General features: G+C 65.6%; 20 protein-coding genes and 2 pseudogenes. 14 read left to right on the top strand and 8 right to left on the bottom strand.

The window, feature by feature from the left end; translation table 11 throughout:
• Nucleotides 1-172: 172 nt before the first annotated feature.
• The 4 genes from MXA07_RS05730 to MXA07_RS05715 all read right to left on the bottom strand — a co-directional run bounded on the left by MXA07_RS05730 (nt 173) and on the right by MXA07_RS05715 (nt 2307).
• Entirely contained in the window at nt 173-859 is a 687-nt protein-coding gene (locus MXA07_RS05730) for a type 1 glutamine amidotransferase domain-containing protein (protein ID WP_247731087.1), read from the bottom strand.
• 126 nt (nt 860-985) lie between these two features.
• Complete coding sequence (locus MXA07_RS05725) at nt 986-1459, bottom strand: DoxX family protein (RefSeq protein WP_247731086.1); 474 nt, start codon at nt 1457-1459, stop codon at nt 986-988.
• 247 nt (nt 1460-1706) lie between these two features.
• Nucleotides 1707-1877 carry a hypothetical protein gene (locus tag MXA07_RS05720; protein WP_247731085.1) on the bottom strand — a complete coding sequence of 57 codons (171 nt, stop codon included), beginning with the start codon at nt 1875-1877 and terminating at the stop codon, nt 1707-1709.
• Nucleotides 1878-1905: 28 nt separating this feature from the next.
• Complete coding sequence (locus MXA07_RS05715; RefSeq protein WP_247731084.1) at nt 1906-2307, bottom strand: type II toxin-antitoxin system death-on-curing family toxin; 402 nt, start codon at nt 2305-2307, stop codon at nt 1906-1908.
• Nucleotides 2308-2651: 344 nt separating this feature from the next.
• On the opposite strand from MXA07_RS05715, the gene MXA07_RS05710 reads away from it, so the two are divergent.
• The 4 genes from MXA07_RS05710 to MXA07_RS05695 all read left to right on the top strand — a co-directional run bounded on the left by MXA07_RS05710 (nt 2652) and on the right by MXA07_RS05695 (nt 5608).
• Nucleotides 2652-3242, top strand: coding sequence for a hypothetical protein (locus tag MXA07_RS05710; protein WP_247731083.1), 591 nt, complete (start codon nt 2652-2654; stop codon nt 3240-3242).
• Nucleotides 3229-3840: a DUF2238 domain-containing protein gene (locus MXA07_RS05705; RefSeq protein WP_247731082.1), complete on the top strand. Its 612-nt coding sequence runs from the start codon at nt 3229-3231 to the stop codon at nt 3838-3840. The genes MXA07_RS05710 and MXA07_RS05705 overlap by 14 nt, the downstream gene beginning before the upstream one ends.
• A 161-nt stretch (nt 3841-4001) precedes the next feature.
• Nucleotides 4002-4727, top strand: a complete 726-nt coding sequence (locus tag MXA07_RS05700; RefSeq protein ID WP_247731081.1) for a hypothetical protein — start codon at nt 4002-4004, stop codon at nt 4725-4727.
• A 239-nt stretch (nt 4728-4966) separates the two neighbouring features.
• On the top strand, nt 4967-5608 hold the full coding sequence (locus tag MXA07_RS05695; RefSeq protein ID WP_247731080.1) for a hypothetical protein: 642 nt from the start codon (nt 4967-4969) through the stop codon (nt 5606-5608).
• A gap of 1162 nt (nt 5609-6770) precedes the next feature.
• Here MXA07_RS05695 and MXA07_RS05690 read toward each other — a convergent pair.
• Nucleotides 6771-8012, bottom strand: coding sequence for a hypothetical protein (locus MXA07_RS05690; protein ID WP_247731079.1), 1242 nt, complete (start codon nt 8010-8012; stop codon nt 6771-6773).
• A gap of 196 nt (nt 8013-8208) precedes the next feature.
• Here MXA07_RS05690 and MXA07_RS05685 point away from each other — a divergent pair, with 196 nt between their 5' ends.
• The 7 genes and pseudogenes from MXA07_RS05685 to MXA07_RS05660 all read left to right on the top strand — a co-directional run.
• Nucleotides 8209-8922 carry a GIY-YIG domain-containing protein gene (locus MXA07_RS05685; protein ID WP_247731078.1) on the top strand — a complete coding sequence of 238 codons (714 nt, stop codon included), beginning with the start codon at nt 8209-8211 and terminating at the stop codon, nt 8920-8922.
• A 276-nt stretch (nt 8923-9198) separates the two neighbouring features.
• Complete coding sequence (locus MXA07_RS05680) at nt 9199-9663, top strand: 6-pyruvoyl trahydropterin synthase family protein (protein ID WP_247731077.1); 465 nt, start codon at nt 9199-9201, stop codon at nt 9661-9663.
• Entirely contained in the window at nt 9663-10481 is an 819-nt protein-coding gene (locus tag MXA07_RS05675; protein WP_247731076.1) for a 7-carboxy-7-deazaguanine synthase QueE, read from the top strand. Before MXA07_RS05680 ends, MXA07_RS05675 begins: the two co-directional genes overlap by 1 nt.
• A gap of 2 nt (nt 10482-10483) precedes the next feature.
• Nucleotides 10484-11239, top strand: coding sequence for a 7-cyano-7-deazaguanine synthase QueC (queC, locus tag MXA07_RS05670; protein ID WP_247731075.1), 756 nt, complete (start codon nt 10484-10486; stop codon nt 11237-11239).
• A 62-nt stretch (nt 11240-11301) separates the two neighbouring features.
• The gene (locus MXA07_RS05665) at nt 11302-11682 is read left to right on the top strand and encodes a MarR family transcriptional regulator (RefSeq protein ID WP_247731074.1); all 381 of its coding nucleotides are present in this window, start codon (nt 11302-11304) and stop codon (nt 11680-11682) included.
• Nucleotides 11672-12018: pseudogene (locus tag MXA07_RS18275) on the top strand (type II toxin-antitoxin system PemK/MazF family toxin). Before MXA07_RS05665 ends, MXA07_RS18275 begins: the two are co-directional and overlap by 11 nt.
• A 79-nt stretch (nt 12019-12097) precedes the next feature.
• Nucleotides 12098-12223, top strand: a pseudogene (locus MXA07_RS05660) (7-cyano-7-deazaguanine synthase QueC); the annotation flags it as partial.
• 440 nt (nt 12224-12663) lie between these two features.
• Here MXA07_RS05660 and MXA07_RS05655 read toward each other — a convergent pair.
• Both MXA07_RS05655 and MXA07_RS05650 read right to left on the bottom strand, forming a co-directional pair.
• Nucleotides 12664-13008 carry a nucleotidyltransferase domain-containing protein gene (locus MXA07_RS05655; RefSeq protein WP_247731073.1) on the bottom strand — a complete coding sequence of 115 codons (345 nt, stop codon included), beginning with the start codon at nt 13006-13008 and terminating at the stop codon, nt 12664-12666.
• Between the two features lie 129 nt (nt 13009-13137).
• The gene (locus MXA07_RS05650; RefSeq protein ID WP_247731072.1) at nt 13138-13404 is read right to left on the bottom strand and encodes a hypothetical protein; all 267 of its coding nucleotides are present in this window, start codon (nt 13402-13404) and stop codon (nt 13138-13140) included.
• Nucleotides 13405-13533: 129 nt separating this feature from the next.
• Between MXA07_RS05650 and MXA07_RS05645 the strand changes: the two genes are divergently transcribed.
• Complete coding sequence (locus MXA07_RS05645; RefSeq protein ID WP_247731071.1) at nt 13534-13821, top strand: pro-sigmaK processing inhibitor BofA family protein; 288 nt, start codon at nt 13534-13536, stop codon at nt 13819-13821.
• Between the two features lie 93 nt (nt 13822-13914).
• Here the strand turns inward: MXA07_RS05645 and lhgO are convergent, their stop codons facing one another.
• Nucleotides 13915-15120, bottom strand: a complete 1206-nt coding sequence (lhgO, locus tag MXA07_RS05640) for an L-2-hydroxyglutarate oxidase (protein ID WP_247731070.1) — start codon at nt 15118-15120, stop codon at nt 13915-13917.
• Between the two features lie 298 nt (nt 15121-15418).
• On the opposite strand from lhgO, the gene MXA07_RS05635 reads away from it, so the two are divergent.
• Both MXA07_RS05635 and MXA07_RS05630 read left to right on the top strand, forming a co-directional pair.
• On the top strand, nt 15419-16786 hold the full coding sequence (locus MXA07_RS05635; RefSeq protein WP_247731069.1) for a metallophosphoesterase: 1368 nt from the start codon (nt 15419-15421) through the stop codon (nt 16784-16786).
• A gap of 138 nt (nt 16787-16924) precedes the next feature.
• On the top strand, nt 16925-17788 hold the full coding sequence (locus tag MXA07_RS05630) for a mechanosensitive ion channel family protein (protein ID WP_247731068.1): 864 nt from the start codon (nt 16925-16927) through the stop codon (nt 17786-17788).
• Nucleotide 17789 lies beyond the last annotated feature (1 nt).

Genomic DNA, 17789 nt, shown 5'->3' with positions numbered 1-17789 from the left:
GCCCTCATCAATCAGTACCAATACGGGAAGCTGACGGCCGCTACCGCCCGGTAACGGCCTCGACCGTCCGCGATTGCGAGGGGTTACGGGACCCGGTCGGCGCGGGCGGTCGAACCGACGGGACCGCCGGATGGGGTGCCCCCGACGGCGCGGGAACCGACCGGCGAGGTGCTCACCGCTCGACGCCGAGTTCGTCGAGCAGGGTCTCGGCCGCGGCGCGGGAGGACTCCGGGCCGCGGCCGGTGACGAGGTCGCCGTCGACCTGGACGGAGGTCTCGGCGTCGAGTTCGGCGTCCCACTCCGCCCCGACCGCGCGGACCTCGTCCTCGACCCAGTAGGGTAACTTTCGGCCGTCGGGCAGCAGGTCGCGCTCGTCGACGATCCCTTCCTCCCAGGCGTTCGGAAACCCCGTGACGGTCCGGCCCGCGGCGAGGAACGCGCCGTCTTCGTCGCGGGTGAACGCCAGCAGGCCGACGGCGTGACAGACGACGAGGGCGGTGCCGTCCTCGCCCTCGACGGCCGTCCGCAGGAGATCGCGGGCGTGGTGGTCGTGCGTGATGTCCCACTCGGTGCCGTGCCCGCCCGGGAAGAACACCGCGTCGTAGTCGTCGGCGTCCGCGTCGGCCAGCGGAACGGGATCGTTCAATCGGTCGTCGTGCTTTGCGACGTCGCGGACGCGCTCGGCCAGGTCCTCCCCGACCTCGTCCGGGTCGACCGATCGCTCGTCGACCTTCGGCTGCCCGCCGGTCGGCGTGGCGACCGCGATTTCGACGCCCGCGTCCGAGAGTGCGGTGAGCGGTTCGACGCACTCCTCTCCCCAGTAGCCGTGCTCGCTGACGACGAACAGTGCTGACGGCATGTCGAGGGTCGTACACCGACCGCGTGGATATAGCCGCGGGGTGAAGCCGCGAGGGATCGCCGTGTACGTCGGGACTCGGCCCGCTCACTCGGTTCTGCTCGCTCCGACCCTCTCGCTCGGGCCGCCTCACTGGGACCGGCGCGCGATCCCGAGAACGATCAGCGCGGCCCCGAGGAGGCCGGCGTTCTTGAGGAAGTTGAGCCGTTCCTGCTGGGCCTGCTCGGGGTCGTCGAGAGTCCAGAAGTCGTGCATCATCGGCGTGACGCCGAGGAAGAAGGCGACGACCGCTGTCGCGGCGGCGCGCGGCGAGCGCCACAGCGCGATTCCGACGGCCCCCGTCAGGAGCAAAAGGTGCGCGTAGACGTTCGCCAGCCAGGGCACCGGGACGCCCTTCGCGTCGGCGTACTCGGCTCGCGCGTCCGCGTTTCGGAGGCCGTCGACCGCCATCGTCCCGAGGACGCCGCCGTAGAGCAGGCGGCCGAGTCGGACGGCCGGCGATTTCTCGATCCGGTCCGGCTCCGGCTGCTCGTCGGTATCTTCGAGGAGATTCGAGACTTGCGGTCGATTGGTGATCGACTGCTGGCGAGTGGTGGGACGCATGTGACTGGCCACATCCGAGAGGGACTTAGTGGCGGTTGGCGATCGGGCGTACCGTCTCCGAACCTGACGGGTCGTGCGTGGTCGGTATCGGGAGGCAACGATCGTGCGGACCGGGCGAACCGAACGCGGTCGGTTCGGTTTCGGCCGGGTGAGTCGAGCACGTGCGACGGACGAATCGGTGGAGAGACCGGGGGATATCGTCGCTGCAATCGGTTACTCCGCGAGGATCGGGATCACCCAGAATCCCTCACTCGTCCTCGAGCGCCGCATAAATGTCCGCGTTTCGGCGGCCATCGAGCTTCCCCATCTCCAGGGCGATTTCGCGACGTTCCGCGTCGCTCTCGGCCGACCGGTACCGTTCGTAGAGTTGCCGAACGGCTTCGTCGATCGGCGTCGCGGAATCGGTGCTCGAGGCCATTTCGTATCGGGGTTCGCGGCGCTCAGGTTTAGCCGTTACGGCGGGCACAGGCTCGGACGTAGATTACCGCCGTTTCCGTGTCCACGGCGGACTCGTCCGTCGCAAATCGATGTAACAGTGCGCGCATTTCGTCACCGTACTCGAACGTGTATCCGTTCATCAGGTAGAAAACGACGACAGTCCGTAATGCCGTTCGTTTGTTTCCGTCTACGAACGGGTGATCGGCAACGAGCAGTCGCATCAGGTGAATAGCCTTTTCGTGGATGGTCCCCGGTCTCTTACCGAAGAACCCTTCGGAAACGTACTGGAGCGCGGATTCGATCGCTTCCACCGATCGAACGCCCGGTTCCGTTTCGTCCCCTTCCTCGACGATCTGCTCGTGGATATCGAGAACGAGGTCGGCGGACGGATAGTCGAGATCGGCGGTCACTGTCCGGCGCTTCTCACCCGATGCGCAAATTAGTTCCGTAGTGGACGGTCCCTTGCAGCCCCGCACCAGTCGAGTGATGACCGAGTTTGCCGTCGGATCGCCTGATCGCGTCCGTTTCCTCGAGGAAAGTCACGATCGCGACCGAAGCGCGCCCTCGTACCGCCCCCGTCTCCGGCGGCCAGTGCCCGAACGCCCTCCGGCCCGGGGAGCAGCGGCGTCCGCCGCTCGCCGTTCGTCTCGAGGGCCGCCAGCAGTTCGGACGCGATATCGCCGACGCCGGGACGCGTCGATACGGGTCGGGAAACGGGCGGATGTTTTAGTGCTGGCGCGGTGCACCCTGCACGGTGGCCCACGACGACGCGGGACCCGGCGGCCGACGGAACGCCGTCCTCGGCTGGGCGCTGACCGGGGCGATCGGGCTGGCAGCCGTCGCGAGTGTTCGATCTGGCGCGCTCCTCTGGGGCGGGTTCGCGATCGTTCTCGGTGCGGTGGCATCGACGCCGGCCGTGATCCGGCGCGACTGGACCGCGATGGCCCCGTGGCCCCTCCTCGCCACCGCCGCGATCGCCGTCGGCGCGCGGGCGATCGAGCTCTACCCCGACGTCGCGGGCTTTCTCGCCATCGCGGCGCTCGCGCTCGTGCTCGTCGTCGAACTCGACGCGTTCACGCCGGTCGAACTCGGGCCGCGCTTCGCCGTGGTCTTCGGCGTCCTGACGACGCTGGCGATCGAGTCGCTCTGGATCGTCGCGCAGTACTACTCGGACGGCTGGTTCGGAACCGATTTCCTGCGGACGCAGTCCGAACTCCAGCGGGATATCGCGACCGTCACCGTCGTAGGATTCCTCGCGGGCGGCCTCTTCTACTGGTACTTCACGCGGGGCGAGGCCGCCGGCTCCGCCTATCAATCGACGCGAACGAACGATGACTCTCGGTGACCGACTCGGACTGACGGACGCCCAGGAGCGCACCGTCGCGCGAGCGCTGCAGTTGCTCCTCGCGGTCCTGTTCGTCGTCGGCGTCGCGACGTTGAACGCGGAGCTGGCCGTCTCGGCCGGCCTGGCCCTCTGCGTCACGCTCCTTCCGGCACTCCTGCGCCGGGAGTACGGCTACTCGATGGACGCCGGCCTCGTCTGCTGGATCGCCGTCGCCATGGTCCTGCACACCGCGGGTGCGCTGACCCTCTACGAGTGGTTCCAGTGGTACGACGAAGTGACCCACACCGTCTCCGCGACGCTCGTCGCCGGGATCGGCTACGCCGCCTTTCGGGCCCTGGAACTGCACTCCGACGAGATCGACGTGCCGCCGACGTTTCGAGCGGCGTTCATCGTCGTGTTCGTCCTCGCGGCCGGGCTCCTCTGGGAGGTCCTCGAGTTCACGTTCGGCGGCCTCGTCACCGTCTACGGGATCGACGACATCGTCACCGACCTCGTCTTCAACGCCGTCGGCGCGGCGATCGTCGCGATCTGGGGGACCGGCTACGTCACCGACCTCGTCGGGTTCTTCCGGGGTCGGCTGCGGTCGCGCGACGGCTGATCTCGTCGACGATCGGCGACCGGTCGGCGGAACGGATCGGGTCGACTCGAGACCGGCTACGGACTCCGTACGCGGCTCACAGGACAGTCGTACACGTTCCTATTGCAAGCTTACGGCTTACCCCGCTGGCTGTGGGAGCGAGTGACCGGAGGGGCGATGATATGACTGACGAGACGACGAAGACGACCCGCGGAGCGACAGACGATTCGAGACGCACCGGCACGCAAACCGGCGATTCGCGCCGTTCGTTCGTGAAGAAGGGGGCGCTCGCGTCGACCGCCCTCGCCCTCGGCGCGTCCGGAACCGCGGCGGCACAGGACGACGATGACGACGACCTGATCCTGGACGACAACTGGGAGGGGCTCATCCACATCACCAACTTCTACCCCGACGCCAGGTTCACGTTCGTCTCGGGCGTCGTCGAGTGGGTACCGAACTACGGCGACGTCACCGACAGCTGGTTCGAGGACTACAACACCCACCAGATCCGGTGGCTCAACACCGGCGAGGTCGTCCCGCTGTTCGTCGCCCACGACGCCGAGATCGGCGAGTACGACGAAGACCTCGGCTACGTCTCCGACACCGGCGACGACCAGAACCAGCCGCAGCTGTACCAGATGAGCCGGGACTGGAGCCCCTTCGGCGACAACCAGGAGTTCATCGCCATCCAGGCCAGTCCCGTCGAAGAAGAGGAGGAAGACTCCATCCTCGAGCACGAAGACTGGTGGCAGACGGACGGCAACGGCGGCGGGAACGGCAACGGCGCTGGAACCGAAAACGGCAACGAAACCACCACCGGGAACGTAACCGGAAACGGCAACGAGACAACCACCGGGAACGTAACCGGAAACGGTAACGAAACCACCACCGGGAACGAAACCGGGTAGTGGACGAAACCGGCTCGTAAACGAGCGCGGACCGGGACGACCGACGGTCCAACGACGCGGGCAGGCGGTGGAGAAACCGGTCGACGGTGAAAAACCGCCCCGGGCGAGTGGCCGGACGGCGTCGCCGACCGAGCTAGGTACCCCGTAGGCCGCTTTCAGAGCCTTCGTTCGCCGCTTCGACTGCAAGCTTACGCCTTACCCGGCTGGCCGTGGGAGCGGGGAACCGGAGTGACTATTATATGACGGACAACTCGATCAGCGCGACCAACGGAGCGGGGGACGATTCACGAAGCACCGCCGCGCGTACTGGCGATTCGCGCCGCTCGTTGAAGAAGGGCGCACTCGCATCGGCCGCCCTCGCCGTCGGCGCGTCGGGAACCGCGGCGGCGCAGGACGACGGCGACGGGCTCCTGGACGACGATTGGGACGCCCTCATCCACATCACCAACTTCAACCCGGACGCAAGATTCGCGTTCGTCTCGGGCGTCGTCGACTGGAAGCCGAACTACGGCGCCGTCACCGACAGCTGGTTCGCGGACTACAACACCCACCAGATCCGGTGGCTCAACACCGGCGAAGTCGTCCCGCTGTTCGTCGCCCACGACACCGAGATCGGCGAGTACGACGAAGATATCGGCTTCGTCCCCGACACCGACGATGGGAACCAGCCGCAACTCTTCCAGATGAACAAGGACTGGAGCCCCTTCGGCGACAACCAGGAGTTCATCGCCGTCGAGGGCACTCCGGTCGAAGAGGAGGACGAGGACTCGATACTCGAGCACGAAGACTGGTGGCAGACGAACGGAAACGGCGGCGGGAACGAGAACGGAGGCGGTAACGGGGGCGGCAACGAAACTGGAACCGGGAACGAAACCGGGTAGCGGACGAACAGCGGACGAGTAGCGGACGCGGGTAGCAGGCAGCGATCATCCGGCGAAGGCCGTCCGCTCGAAGGAGTCGCTTCAATTTTCGATGGACGATCGGCCGTTCGACGAGCGTGCAACCGAGCCGTTCGATCGAGATCTGAACCGTTCGGTGGGCCAGGTTACACTGACTTACGCTGACAGTAGGCGGTAGTTTCGAGAATCCGCCCAAAATGGCGTATAGCTTACGATCAACCGCATACTTGTTCTATTCGTCGAATTAGAGGTAGATATAAGTCACTGTGCTACGCACTGAGGGGTGGAAGCGATCGGCTCCAGAAGACCAGGGGGCAGGTACGTGAAATGTCCCGGGTGGTGGAGCACCCGAGACGATTGCTTCCCAAACCCGAGAGGGTTCCAGAAGCATGACCCGATACAGTTCACATCGACATAAGCGTCCCGGGAGCAACGTGTACACGAACGGCCGTCAAGCGGCTTCAGACGGCGGAATTAGCGATGAGCCTGAGCAGTCGGACGGCGACGAAGAGGCAGACAACCCCACACCCGGCGCGGACGATTCTGACGACGATTGCGATCCCGATCCGCCAGCGACGGGCGGGGACGTTGCGGGAGATGACGACGAGGTTCCGGCGTGGAAGGAGTCCGGGTATCCGCGGAGGCCCGAATGGGCGCCCGACTGTCCCGGCTGTGGTGGTCCAGTTATCGGTATCGCGATCTCCGGGCCGGGAGTGGGTCAGGTGACGCCCTGTGGGTGTAATGTGGCTCCGTCTGCTGTTGATAGTCTCTGACACAAGGACGGATGCTGGAGGCCATGTATCGAGGCCTCATTGAAAGTGTTTTGAGAAATACGGGGTTCGGGCCGCGTAACCGCTGCGAACATGGAGAAAGCCCCTGGCACTCTCGAGTCGGTGCGGTCGCTCACGGTTCGCTCCGCTCCCCGTTCGCGGATCCGAGGCCTCCCTGCGGTCGGCCTCGCTCTCGCTGCGCTCCTCGTCGCTATCGCTCCTGCGGTGCTTGCTTCCCGCGCCTTCCCCGAGAGTGCCAGCCCCTTTCATTCCCACCCGCGTGGATTGGTCGGCCGGTTTCCCCAACGTAACGTGAAAACGGCTCGTGTGGTACAATGTCCATCAATCTTGATCGATTTAGATCGGCTGGCAGATCAAACACGTTCCCGAAGCGCCCAGACGTCGGCCGTCGGATCCAGTTTGTTCGGCTCCTTCCCGCGGTCGGTCACGATTCCGGCGTGATAGAGCATCGCCTTCAACTGAAACACCGTCGGCGAGTGAAAGACGTTCCCGTCGGCTAATTCGTCGACCTGCAGCTCACCGTCCTCGTCCAGCACGCGACTTCGCACGTCATCGTCGCCTTTGATGAACAGCTCGATGGTGAACGTCGGGTGGTGCTCGTGGAGGTGTGAAACCAGTTCGACGAGTGTCGGTCGCGATATCCCGATCTCGTAGAGTTCCTGTAACTCCGAAACCAGCAGCGTCGTCGCCCTGTAATCGTAGACGATCCGACGGGCGAGTTGCCCCCAGAGCGGTTCGGCGTCGATAAATCGTTTCCGGCTCCCTTGCCAGTTCTCGAACTCCCGAAGGGCTTTCTCGACCGTGCCGTAATTCGACTTCGCGAATCGAACGACCTCCTGTCCGAGCGTGGTAAGTTCGGGGCGGCCGCGTCGCTCGTGTACGAGTCCGAGAAACTTCGCCCCTTGCTTCGAGCCGTCGACTTCGCCCACGACGTAGTTCTCCTGTAGCGTCGCCGTCTCGCCGTCGGCGTAGCACGATAGCGCGTATCCGAGGTAGTTCTTCGGATGGTTCAGCGAGAACGATTTGTCGGCCACACCCTGCGCGCTGGCCTGGAAGCGGATCGCCTTCGCCTCCGTGGTGGTTCGATTACCCACGACCCGCGGACGCTCCATCGGCGTGACGTCTCCCGACTCCGTCACGCCGAGCACGCCGACGTTCAGTTCTCTGGCGAGCGTCCGATCCGTTTTCGTGATGATGGCCGCCGGAGCGGCGAGGTAGGCCGCGTTCGCCTCCGCGAGGCGAGCGTAGGCCTGCGTGATCCCCGTCTCGGTGTCGACGTCGCCGCCGGCGTAGCCCTTCGCCTCGATTACGATCAACGGGGGTTCGTCCCCGAATCGATCCACGGCGAGAAAGTCGTTCTCCAGCTTGCGGACGCCGACCAGATCCGGGTAGCCGTTGCCGACGCGGACGTGATTGAACGGGGAGAGTAACTCGCGCGTCTCCGGGTCGACGGGGTGACCGGAGAGCCACTCATCCATCGCGAATTGGGTGTCCACGACGGCGTAGGCCGGATCCGGATCGTCCTCGGGAAAGAGCGCCCGCTTGGTTTGGGCGAGGACGTCCGGCTCGGAAAGCGAACCCGTCGAGGTACTCATAGGCGGACATCGAAGTCGGACGACAAGTAGGTTTGCACTCGATTCTGGTGAAAACGCCGTGAACAGCAGCGGGAATCCCCACGAACGCGGTTTCATCACCACTGTTTCTGGCCCAGATGTCGATATGATCTAATTTACCTCGGTTGGTTGGCCGTCTAGTTTTACATTGTGGAGAGTTTTGGTCCGCTGACTCACGATGGGGCGACGTGACGATCTCGATCGACTGTATCACCTGCTAGATCGGTTCGACGAACGCGTCGGCGGCGCGAAAACGCTCGACGACTGTACCGGCTACACGGACTGGCCGGAGCGCGGGATATACGTGTTCTTCGCGGCCGACGAATCCCGCGAGGGTTCCGACCAGCCGCGGATCACCCGAATCGGAACGCACGCGGTATCCTCGGGAAGTGGAACCACGCTCTGGAATCGCCTCAGAACGCACCGCGGCGCCAACAGGGGCACCTACGAAGGTGGCGGCAACCACCGCGGATCCGTCTTCCGCAAACGGGTCGGCGAAGCCCTCCTCGCCAGAGCCGATCTCGAAGATGACTATCCCGAGTGGGGAGTCGGCTCGAGCGCCGGTAGGGACCGCCGCCTTTCCGAACTCGATCACGAGGTCCGCGTCAGCGAGTACATCAGGAACCTTCCGTTCCTCTGGATCGACGTCGACGACGAACCGGGACCGGACAGCGAACGCGCGTACCTCGAATCGAACCTGATCGCGCTCGTCAGTAATTATGGGGCCGAACCGATCGATCCGAGAGCGAGCGACTGGCTCGGCAGGCACTGCCCCTCGGAAGCGATTCGGAAGTCGGGCCTCTGGAACGTCAACCACGTCGACGAGGAGTTCGATCCGAACTTCCTCACCCGGCTCGAAACCCGTATCGAGGAAACTGAACCGGTGGACTAACCGGAGCCGACAGTCCACGGGGCTACTCCACGCCGATCAACCGCTGGGTGAGACTGAAAGGGGCTTGCGGTCTCGAGGTGCGAAACGACGCAAGTGACGCGGGAAGCGAAGCCCCGCTACTCTGAGACTCCCGTCTCAGAAACCGCAAGGAACGAGCGAAGTAGTGACTGAGGATCGCAGCTAGTTCAGCCCTCGAGACCGCCAAGGGTTTTCTCCGCCTGCGTCGTCCACCCCACCCATCCATAATATACAAGTGCTCTCTCGATAATATCCCCTATGCCGCTCGAATCGATCCCACAATACAGTCTCCCGCCCCAATCCCTCGACGCAACCCCCCGAACCCTCCACATCGGCTGCGATTCCCCGATCCGAATCAGCGCGGGCCACCGCATACTCCACCACGAGGGCAAGTGCTCGCGTCCGCACGGGCACAACTACGAAATCACGGCCGAAATCACCGGCCACCTCACCGAGGAGGGCTGGATCGTCGACAAAGGAGATATTACTGGAATAATCTCCGAGTGGGATCACCGGTTCCTCGTCGAGGAGGACGACCCCCTCGTCGACGCCTTCGAGGCGTCCGGCGACGCGGACGCGCTCGTCGTCCTCCCGCACCCGCCCACGGCGGAGGTCATGAGCGTCCTGCTCGAAGACCGCCTCGAGTCCGAACTCCCCGATACGGTTACAGAAATCTCCGTCCAGGTGCGCGAGACGGGCGAACTCTGCGCGGGAGGGATCTGATGCCGGTCGAATTGACGCCATCCGAATCCACGGAATCGGATACCCGCGCTCGGTCCGAGTCCCTCCCGATCAACGAGCTGTTCTACTCCCTCCAGGGCGAGGGGCGACTGGCGGGCGTCCCCTCGGTCTTCGTCCGGACCAGCGGCTGTAACCTGCGCTGCTGGTTCTGCGACTCCTATCACACCTCGTGGGAGCCGACGGGCGACTGGCGGTCCGTCGACGCTATCCTCGAGGACATCGCGTCCCACGACGCGGATCACGTCGTCCTGACGGGTGGCGAGCCGCTGCTCCACGACGCGGCGGTCCCACTCCTCGAGCGCCTCGACGACTGCGGCTATCACGTCACCGTCGAGACCAACGGGACGATCTACCGCGATGCGCCGATCGACCTGGCGAGCGTCAGCCCGAAACTCGCGAGCAGCACGCCGACGCCCGACCGTCCGCCCGCCGGCACCGACGATGCGGAGCGCGACGACGACGCGGATCCGGACGCCGTCGAACCGTGGACCGACCGCCACGAAGAGAGGCGAATCAATCTCGAGGCCCTCGCCGACCTTATCGACTCCTACGACGCGCAGCTGAAGTTCGTCGTCACCGGCGAGGCCGACCTCCCCGAGATCACCGCCCTCCTCGATCGGCTGCGTTCGCGAACCGACACCCCCATTCCGAATAGCGACGTCCTCCTGATGCCCGAGGGCACGACCCGAGAGCAACTCGACGAGCGGCGAAACGCGGTCGCCGAACTCGCGATGGACCGGGGTTTCCGGTACACGCCGCGCTTGCACGTCGACCTCTGGGACGACGCCGCGGGGCGATGACGATGGCGGGATCCAGTACTCCCACCGACCGTGATGCCGCCGATTCACCCTCCAGGTCGGCCGTCGTCCTCGCCTCCGGCGGGATGGACAGCGCCACCGCCGCCTACGAGGCCCGCGACCGCGGCTACGACCTGCACTTCCTGCACACGTCCTACGGCCAGCGCACCGAGTCGAAAGAGTACGAGTGCGCCCGCGCGCAGGCGGACGAACTCGACGCGACGTTCCACCGCGTCGAGACGGACCACCTCGCCCGGATCGGCGGGTCGAGCCTCATCGAAGGGACGGGAGCGGGTCCCGACGCGACCGATGCGGGGGACGTGCCCGACGCGAGCGATACCGGTGACGCCGTGCCCTCGACCTACGTCCCGTTCCGCAACGCCAACCTCCTCTCGATGGCGGTCGCCTACGCCGAAGCCACCGACTGCGATGAGGTGTTCGTCGGCGCCCACTCGGAAGACCACGGCGGCTATCCGGACTGCCGCCCCGAGTTCTTCGCGGCCTTCCAGCGCGTCGTCGAGGCGGGCACGGCCGACGACACCGAGATCGCGATCGAAGCGCCGTTCGTCGAGGCCAGCAAGACCGACATCGCGACCCGCGGCCTCGACCTCGGCGTCCCCTACGAACGGACCTGGAGTTGTTATCGCGACGAGTCACCTGCCTGCGGAACGTGCGATTCGTGCGCTCGACGGCTCGAAGCCTTCCAGCGAGTCGGCGAACGCGATCCGATTTCGTATCGGGAGCGCCCCGAATACGCGTGAGCGATCTCGACAATAACGTACCGAACGTATATAACGCCCCTCACGCTACTTTCAGTGTACCCATGTCCATCGATCGAGAGACGTTCGAGCGATCGGACGAGGCGGAACTGGCGGACGTCTCCGCGACCGAGCAGGTCCTTGGCTTTCTGGCGGTGAACGACGACCGCGCGTTCAAGGCGAGCGAAATCGCGGCGCGTACGGAACTCGACGACGGGACGGTGAGTACCAGCCTCACGCGACTCAAGCGTCGAGAGCTGGTCGAACACAAGGGAACCTACTGGGCGATCACGAGCGACGACGATCGCCTCGCCCGCTACGACGGCTACGAGCGCGCCACCGCCCTGTTCAACGACCAGCTCGGCCCGGAGGACCGATCTGAGTGGGCCGAGCACGCGCCCGACGAACCGCACCCGAGTCTCGAGGTTGAGGACCGTGACCGATAACGCGCCCATCTACGAACCCGGGGACGTGGTCTACGGCGTCGATCCGTACAAGCGTGCGGATGCAGCGAGACCGTGGCTCGTGATTTCGAACCACACGGGAGACCGTTCCACGGAGAGCAGTACGTCGTCCTCGCGCTCACGACGAGAACGTGGGTCGACGACCTGATCGATATCGAGCCCGATGCGTGGCGCCAGGGAGGAACGCCGAGGCAAAGCCGCATCGCCCCGTGGAGCGTGCAATCGATCGACGCTGGTGACATCGACTACTGGCAAGGGCGGATTACACCAGCACTCGTCGACGAGGCCATCGACGGACTCGTCGCATCGCTTCGATAACAACTGAAACCGGACTACGCTCCGAAGTACCGTCAGAACCGAGTGCTGTCTCAACGATGTACGGCCAAGGCTCACCTGAAGCTGCTACCGCGATAACGAACCCGCATGCGGAACGTGCGACTCATCCACCCGACGGCTCGAAGCCTTTCAGCGAGTCGGCGAGCGCGATCCGATTCCGTACCGGGAGCGTCCACGATACGAGTGACTGATACCCTTCGGACTGCGGTCCAGAGAGGCTACCGCCTCTCGTCGGAGCGAGAATCCCTAGTCAGTCCGAGTCGAGACGATATCTTCCATCCGCGTGAGGAACGCCTCCACGTCGGTGAGTAATTGGGCGGGATCGACGGGCGGGGTCCCGACACCGTAGTCGGCCTGCTGGCGATAATCGTACAACTCGCCGAGCAATCGCCCGTCCGCTCGCGTTGCATCGCCGTTCAGAACTAATTCCTGTCCGAACGCTTGCCGAACGTGGCCGTGGGAGGTTGGCGTCGTCCGTTCGCAAACAACGCTGCCTGTGCGGCATGAAATGCGGCGTATTACAGACGGTTCACGACGCCGGCGTCGGTTCCATCGCCGGTCTCGAGGATCCGAGGGTCGGCGAGCGCGTCGCGTGCCATCGCCAGTTCGGCACCCGGATCGGCGTCGTTACCCATACAACGTTTGTCCGGTCCGGGTTACCGTCCGGACGAACGGACGATTCCGATCGCAGTCGAGTTCCGACTGCGTCCGGACGACAAGCGAGATGACGACGCCGTATTCGAGTTCGATCTCGTACGCGTGATCGCGAATCGCGTCCGTTACGCGTGAGTTGTCCGTCTCGTCCGATAGCACGACGAGTAAATCGACATCCGAGTCGGCGCCTCGTTCCTCGCCCCGGGCGACGCTCCCGAAGAGGTGGATCGCTTCGATCTCCTCGTCGAAGCGTTCACGCGTCGCCTGCACAAAGGCCTCAGCAGCCCGCCTGTGTGCCGATTCGGCTGGCGAGTCCATACGTATCAGTTCGTTCCTACCGACATAAAGCCTCGCGACGAGGCCGCAACCGCGTCGAACAGCTCCAGCGACCCGAGCGAATCGGCTTCGTCGAGTTGGACGAGCGGGGCGATATCGGCCACGACCAATTCAGCCATTTCGATCCCGGTCGCGTCGCCCCCTGGCGACGTCCTCCTCGACGGCCGATTTGGCCCGTTCGACCTCGACGACGGTATCACGTCCAAGCGCTTCGATCGCCGCTGGTCGAGACATCGAGCCGTCCAGATATCGCTCGATAACGAGGTCGCGCCAGAGCGATTCGACGCCGGATTCGACGGCCTGCTGGATGATCTCCGATTCGCCGACATCGCGCTCTCTGGCCAACTTTCGGATACGCTCCGTCATCGCTGCGGCCATATCGGTATATTTCGGTCACCTCACTATACAAACTGACCGTCGATCCGTCCACGACCGACGCCGCGGACGGGCCATCGCGTCGCCGTAACGGCACCACTACTGATACGCGTCGCGCCCGGACGGGTTCCCATGTCGATCACCGGGCTCGAACTCCTCGTCGTGCTGGTCGTCCTCGCGTTCGCGTTCGGCGCCTACCAGATCATCCGGACCGTGCGACCGTTCATCGTCAACGCGGTGATCGGCCTGCTCGTCATCTTGGCGCTCTCGTGGTTCGGCTACGGCGTCGAGATCACGCCGCTGGTCGTGCTGGTCGTCGCCATCGGCGGGGTCCCCGGCGCCGTCCTCGTCGTCCTGCTCGCCTACGCCGGCCTCGTCTTCGAACCCGGAACCGTCGCGCAGCTCGTGATCGTATCGTAGGCCGTGATCGTCCCGTAGGGCACCGACTGGCGAGGACGGATACTGATCCCGACGGGCGGCGGCGCGACGTGAACGGACCGTGCGGTGGCGGCCCTACCCCATCCGATCGACGACCTCGCCCGCCACGTGTTCACCGAAGGGGAGCGACGACGTCAGCCCCGGCGAGACGGCGTTCAGGACGTGCGTCGAGCGCGGGCCGTGGGCGACCATCGGGTCGGCGACGAGATCGCCGTCCCGACTGACCAGCTGGGCGCGGATCCCCGCGTAGCTCTTGCGGAAGTCGTCGGCCTCAGCGGCGGGCAGCAACCGATTCGCGGCGGCGACGAAGGCCGCCTTGCGGTAGGACTTTCGCAGTTCGGCGAGCCCGACGCCGAGCATCTTTCGCGAGGCGAACAGCTTCCAGACGCCCGGGAAGCCGAGCGTCTCGGCCAGTTCCCGGAGGTCGAACTGGGTGTTGCGGTAGGCCTCCCGGCCGAACGCCGGGACCGCGTTCGGGCCGACGATGACCGAGCCGTCGGTCCGGCGGGTGTAGTGGACGCCGAGGAACGGCAATTCGGGATCCGGCGTCGGGTAGAGCATCGATCGCACGAGGTCGCGTTTCGCGGGGACGAGCTCGTAGTACTCCCCGCGGAAGGGGACGACCCGGTAGCCCTCGCCGACGCCCAGCTGGTGGGCCAGTTTGTCGGCGTACAGCCCGGCCGCGTTGACGAGGTACGAACACCGGATCGGGCCGATCGAGGTCTCGAGGTGGTGGGTTTCGCCGCGCTGACGGACGTCCCGGACCTCGGCGTCGGTGAAGACGTCGACGCCGGCGTCGGCCGCGTCCGCGGCGAGCGCGTAGACGTACTGCTGGGAATCGACCGACGCAGCGGCCGGGCAGTACAGTGCCGCCTCGCCGGCGGCGTGGGGCTCGTACTCGGCGATCGCCCCGGGGCTCTCGAGGAGTTCCGTTGGAACGCCGTTCTCCGTCGCCTGGGCCCGAATCGTTTCGAGACGCGCGCGTTCTCGCTCGTCCGTCGCGAGTACGAGCACGCCGAGTTCGTCGAGCGGAACGCCGGTTCGCTCGCAGTAGTCTTTCATCCGGCGGGTACCCTCGGTGGCGAACCTGGCTTTCAGCGACCCCGGCGGGTAGTTGAAGCCCGGGTGGAGCACGCCGGAGTTGCGCCCGCTCTGGTGGGCGGCGAGGTGGTGTTCCTTCTCGACGATGCAGACGTCGAGGCTCGTCTCTGCGGCCAGGTGGTAGCCGATCGAACAGCCGATGCAGCCACCGCCGACGATCCCGACGTCGTACGTCGTCATGACCGAGGCATCCGCGGGGTGGATAAAGAACGTTGTGACGGCGACGGCGAAGGCGATGGTGAGCCTCCGCTCCCTGACCGTCCGATTGTTCGGGCGCGCACCCGCTCACAAACCCGGCCCGGTGGGTGTCGAGGGGCGTACGACAGTGATCGAGTCCATTCGAGACGGACGAGCGAGCGTCACACAACCGAGCGGTCGGATGCGGACGATTGAGCCGGATGGTATCGTCGAAGCCAGCGATCGTGGCCGGACGGTCGGTGAGGAAGGCCTATCCCGCTCGCCCTGTTCAGTTCGGTCAATGGCCGCAGGCGACCGTGACGGGGACCGCGTGCCGCCGGAGGATCGCGTCTACTACGTCATCAGCGACCTCCACATCGGCGGCGACGAGCAGCTCGAGGAGGTCGAGTTCATCGACGAGCTGATCGCGTTCCTCGAACGCATCGAGCGGGCCGACGAGCCGATCGAACTCGTCATCAACGGGGACGCGTTCGGGCTCTGGGAGTTCACCGACACCCGCGGCGTCGAGAAGTTCGATCGGCTCGAAGCCACCTACCCCGACCTCTTCGCGCAGTTGCGCGCGACCGGCGAGACCGCGCCGATCACGCTCGTCCCCGGCAATCACGACCACGAACTGGCGGCCCACGACGAGTACGTCGATCGCTTCGCCGCGTACAACGTCGACGTCGTCCAGGAGCCCTCGATCACCCGCTCCGTCGGCGAGGCGGCGATCCACTTCGAACACGGCCACCAGCGCGATCCGAACAACCGCATCGAAGACTGGGGCAACCCGCACGCCTCGCCGCTGGGCTATCACTACAACACCCGCGTCGTCAGCCGCGCCGGCGCCCTCTCGGATCGCGGCCGGTTCAACTGGCTCAAGGACGTCCAGGCGGTGACCCCCACGGAGTGGCTCCCGCTGTGGATCCTCTCGAAGTACGTCTACCGGGAGATGAACCCGGTGCTTCGCTACGCCATCGTGCCGTTTCTCCTGCTGTTCAACGTCAGCGCGCTCCTGGCGATCCTCGTCGGCCTCGACCGCCTCGGCGTCGAATCGCTGCCGATCGAGGCGGCCCGGGCCTTCCTCGGAAACTTCGGCATGGCCGGCTCGGCGGCCTACGCATTTCTGGCCGCGAATATCGCGGCCGCCGGCCTGCTGCTGTTGCTCGCGGTGCCGCTCTATCTGGTCCAGTACGACGTCAAACGGACGATCGATCGCTTCGGCGTCTTCGACGCCGACCTCACCGTCGACGCCGAGAAACCGTACGAGGCGGCCGCTCGGGAGATCTTCGACGAACGGCCGGAGACGGCCGTCTTCTGTTACGGCCACACGCACCGGCCTTCGCTCCGGCGCGTCGGCGACGGCCTGCTGGTCAACACCGGAACGTGGCTCAAGCGGCTCCACCGCCTCGACGGCGTCACCGGGCTCCTGCCGCCGGTGTTCTACCCGACGTACCAGCTGGCCGCGGTGCGCATCGCCGCCGAGGCCGGCGGGATCGCCGTCTCCTTCGAGGCCATCGAGAAACCGACGCCCGCCCCCGAAGAGCTCACGCTGACCGAGCGGCTGCTCACGATCGGGCGGAAACCCGACCCGACCCTCCCGGACCGGCGCGTGCTCGCGCTCGACCGACAGCGCGAGCCGACGCCGACCCCGGCCCGGGAACCGTGACTCGCGATCGCCGTGACACGGCCGTCGCGGCGCGCACGACGACGGCCGAATGCCGCGCCCGACCGCCGCTCGGGACGGTCAGCGCGCTCGACCGTCCGACGAAACGACTAATTGGTTCGGCCCGAGAGTGCTCCGGGAATGCTGGGCCCGCTATCGACGGAATCCGCGCTCGACCCGCAACGGTACGTATCGATGGTCGTCGAGGCGGCCATTACGGCCGCGTTGTTCGTCGTCTCGTTTCTCGTCCTGTACGGCGTCGGTAAACTGTTCGTCAGGCGCTTCGTCCGCGAGGGGCTCCGCCGGCGGGGTTACGAGCCGGCGATCGTGAACACGGCCGTCCGGGTGAGCGTCATCGTGACGCTCGTCGTGGCGATCGCGCTGGCGGCGACGGTCGCCGGGTTCGGCGTCGTGCTCTCGTCGTTCGCGGTCCTCGGCGGCGCGCTCGCGCTCGCCGTCGGCTTTGCGACCCAGGACCTCATCGCCAACTTCGTCGCCGGGATCTTCATCTTACAGGACAAGCCGTTCCGGATCGGCGACTGGATCAAGTGGGACGACGAGAGCGGCCGCGTCCGTGACATCCAGTTGCGCGTCACCAAGGTCGAGACGTTCGACAACGAGGTAGTTACGGTCCCCAACAGCGATCTCGCGAACGCGGCGGTCACCAACCCCGTCGCGAACGAGACGGTGCGCGTCACTTACGGCTTCGGCATCGGTTACGACGACGACATCGACCACGCGCGCGAGGTCATCCTCGACGAGGCGTCGAAGATCGACGCCACGCTCGACGAACCGGCTCCGAGCGCGCCGGTCGTCGAGCTCGGCGACTCGGCGGTCGTCCTCTCGGGACGCCTCTGGATCGACCCCTCGAGGTCCGGCTACAAGCCCACCCAGTTTACCTTCGTCGAGGCCGTCAAGAAACGCTTCGACGCCGAGGGCATCGACATGCCGTATCACAACACGACGCTCTCGGGCGACGTGACGGTCCGCGACGCCGAAGCGTAAC

The organism is Halovivax limisalsi, from assembly GCF_023093535.1.
Taxonomy (GTDB): Archaea; Halobacteriota; Halobacteria; order Halobacteriales; family Natrialbaceae; genus Halovivax; species Halovivax limisalsi.
Note: the sequence above shows the minus strand (reverse complement) of the source record. Positions and strands in the feature narration are given on the sequence as shown.

Bases quoted from the DNA above. Each gene is read 5' to 3' on its own strand.
- MXA07_RS05635 (WP_247731069.1), top strand. From the start codon at position 15,419: ATGGCCGCAGGCGACCGTGACGGGGACCGCGTGCCGCCGGAGGATCGC.
- MXA07_RS05700 (WP_247731081.1), top strand. From the start codon at position 4,002: ATGACTGACGAGACGACGAAGACGACCCGCGGAGCGACAGACGATTCG.
- MXA07_RS05690 (WP_247731079.1), bottom strand. From the start codon at position 8,012: ATGAGTACCTCGACGGGTTCGCTTTCCGAGCCGGACGTCCTCGCCCAA.
- MXA07_RS05730 (WP_247731087.1), bottom strand. From the start codon at position 859: ATGCCGTCAGCACTGTTCGTCGTCAGCGAGCACGGCTACTGGGGAGAG.
- MXA07_RS05655 (WP_247731073.1), bottom strand. From the start codon at position 13,008: ATGGACTCGCCAGCCGAATCGGCACACAGGCGGGCTGCTGAGGCCTTT.
- MXA07_RS05725 (WP_247731086.1), bottom strand. From the start codon at position 1,459: ATGCGTCCCACCACTCGCCAGCAGTCGATCACCAATCGACCGCAAGTC.
- MXA07_RS05685 (WP_247731078.1), top strand. From the start codon at position 8,209: ATGGGGCGACGTGACGATCTCGATCGACTGTATCACCTGCTAGATCGG.
- MXA07_RS05705 (WP_247731082.1), top strand. From the start codon at position 3,229: ATGACTCTCGGTGACCGACTCGGACTGACGGACGCCCAGGAGCGCACC.
- queC (WP_247731075.1), top strand. From the start codon at position 10,484: ATGGCGGGATCCAGTACTCCCACCGACCGTGATGCCGCCGATTCACCC.
- MXA07_RS05680 (WP_247731077.1), top strand. From the start codon at position 9,199: ATGCCGCTCGAATCGATCCCACAATACAGTCTCCCGCCCCAATCCCTC.
- MXA07_RS05720 (WP_247731085.1), bottom strand. From the start codon at position 1,877: ATGGCCTCGAGCACCGATTCCGCGACGCCGATCGACGAAGCCGTTCGG.
- lhgO (WP_247731070.1), bottom strand. From the start codon at position 15,120: ATGACGACGTACGACGTCGGGATCGTCGGCGGTGGCTGCATCGGCTGT.
- MXA07_RS05645 (WP_247731071.1), top strand. From the start codon at position 13,534: ATGTCGATCACCGGGCTCGAACTCCTCGTCGTGCTGGTCGTCCTCGCG.
- MXA07_RS05695 (WP_247731080.1), top strand. From the start codon at position 4,967: ATGACGGACAACTCGATCAGCGCGACCAACGGAGCGGGGGACGATTCA.
- MXA07_RS05650 (WP_247731072.1), bottom strand. From the start codon at position 13,404: ATGGCCGCAGCGATGACGGAGCGTATCCGAAAGTTGGCCAGAGAGCGC.
- MXA07_RS05675 (WP_247731076.1), top strand. From the start codon at position 9,663: ATGCCGGTCGAATTGACGCCATCCGAATCCACGGAATCGGATACCCGC.
- MXA07_RS05630 (WP_247731068.1), top strand. From the start codon at position 16,925: ATGCTGGGCCCGCTATCGACGGAATCCGCGCTCGACCCGCAACGGTAC.
- MXA07_RS05665 (WP_247731074.1), top strand. From the start codon at position 11,302: ATGTCCATCGATCGAGAGACGTTCGAGCGATCGGACGAGGCGGAACTG.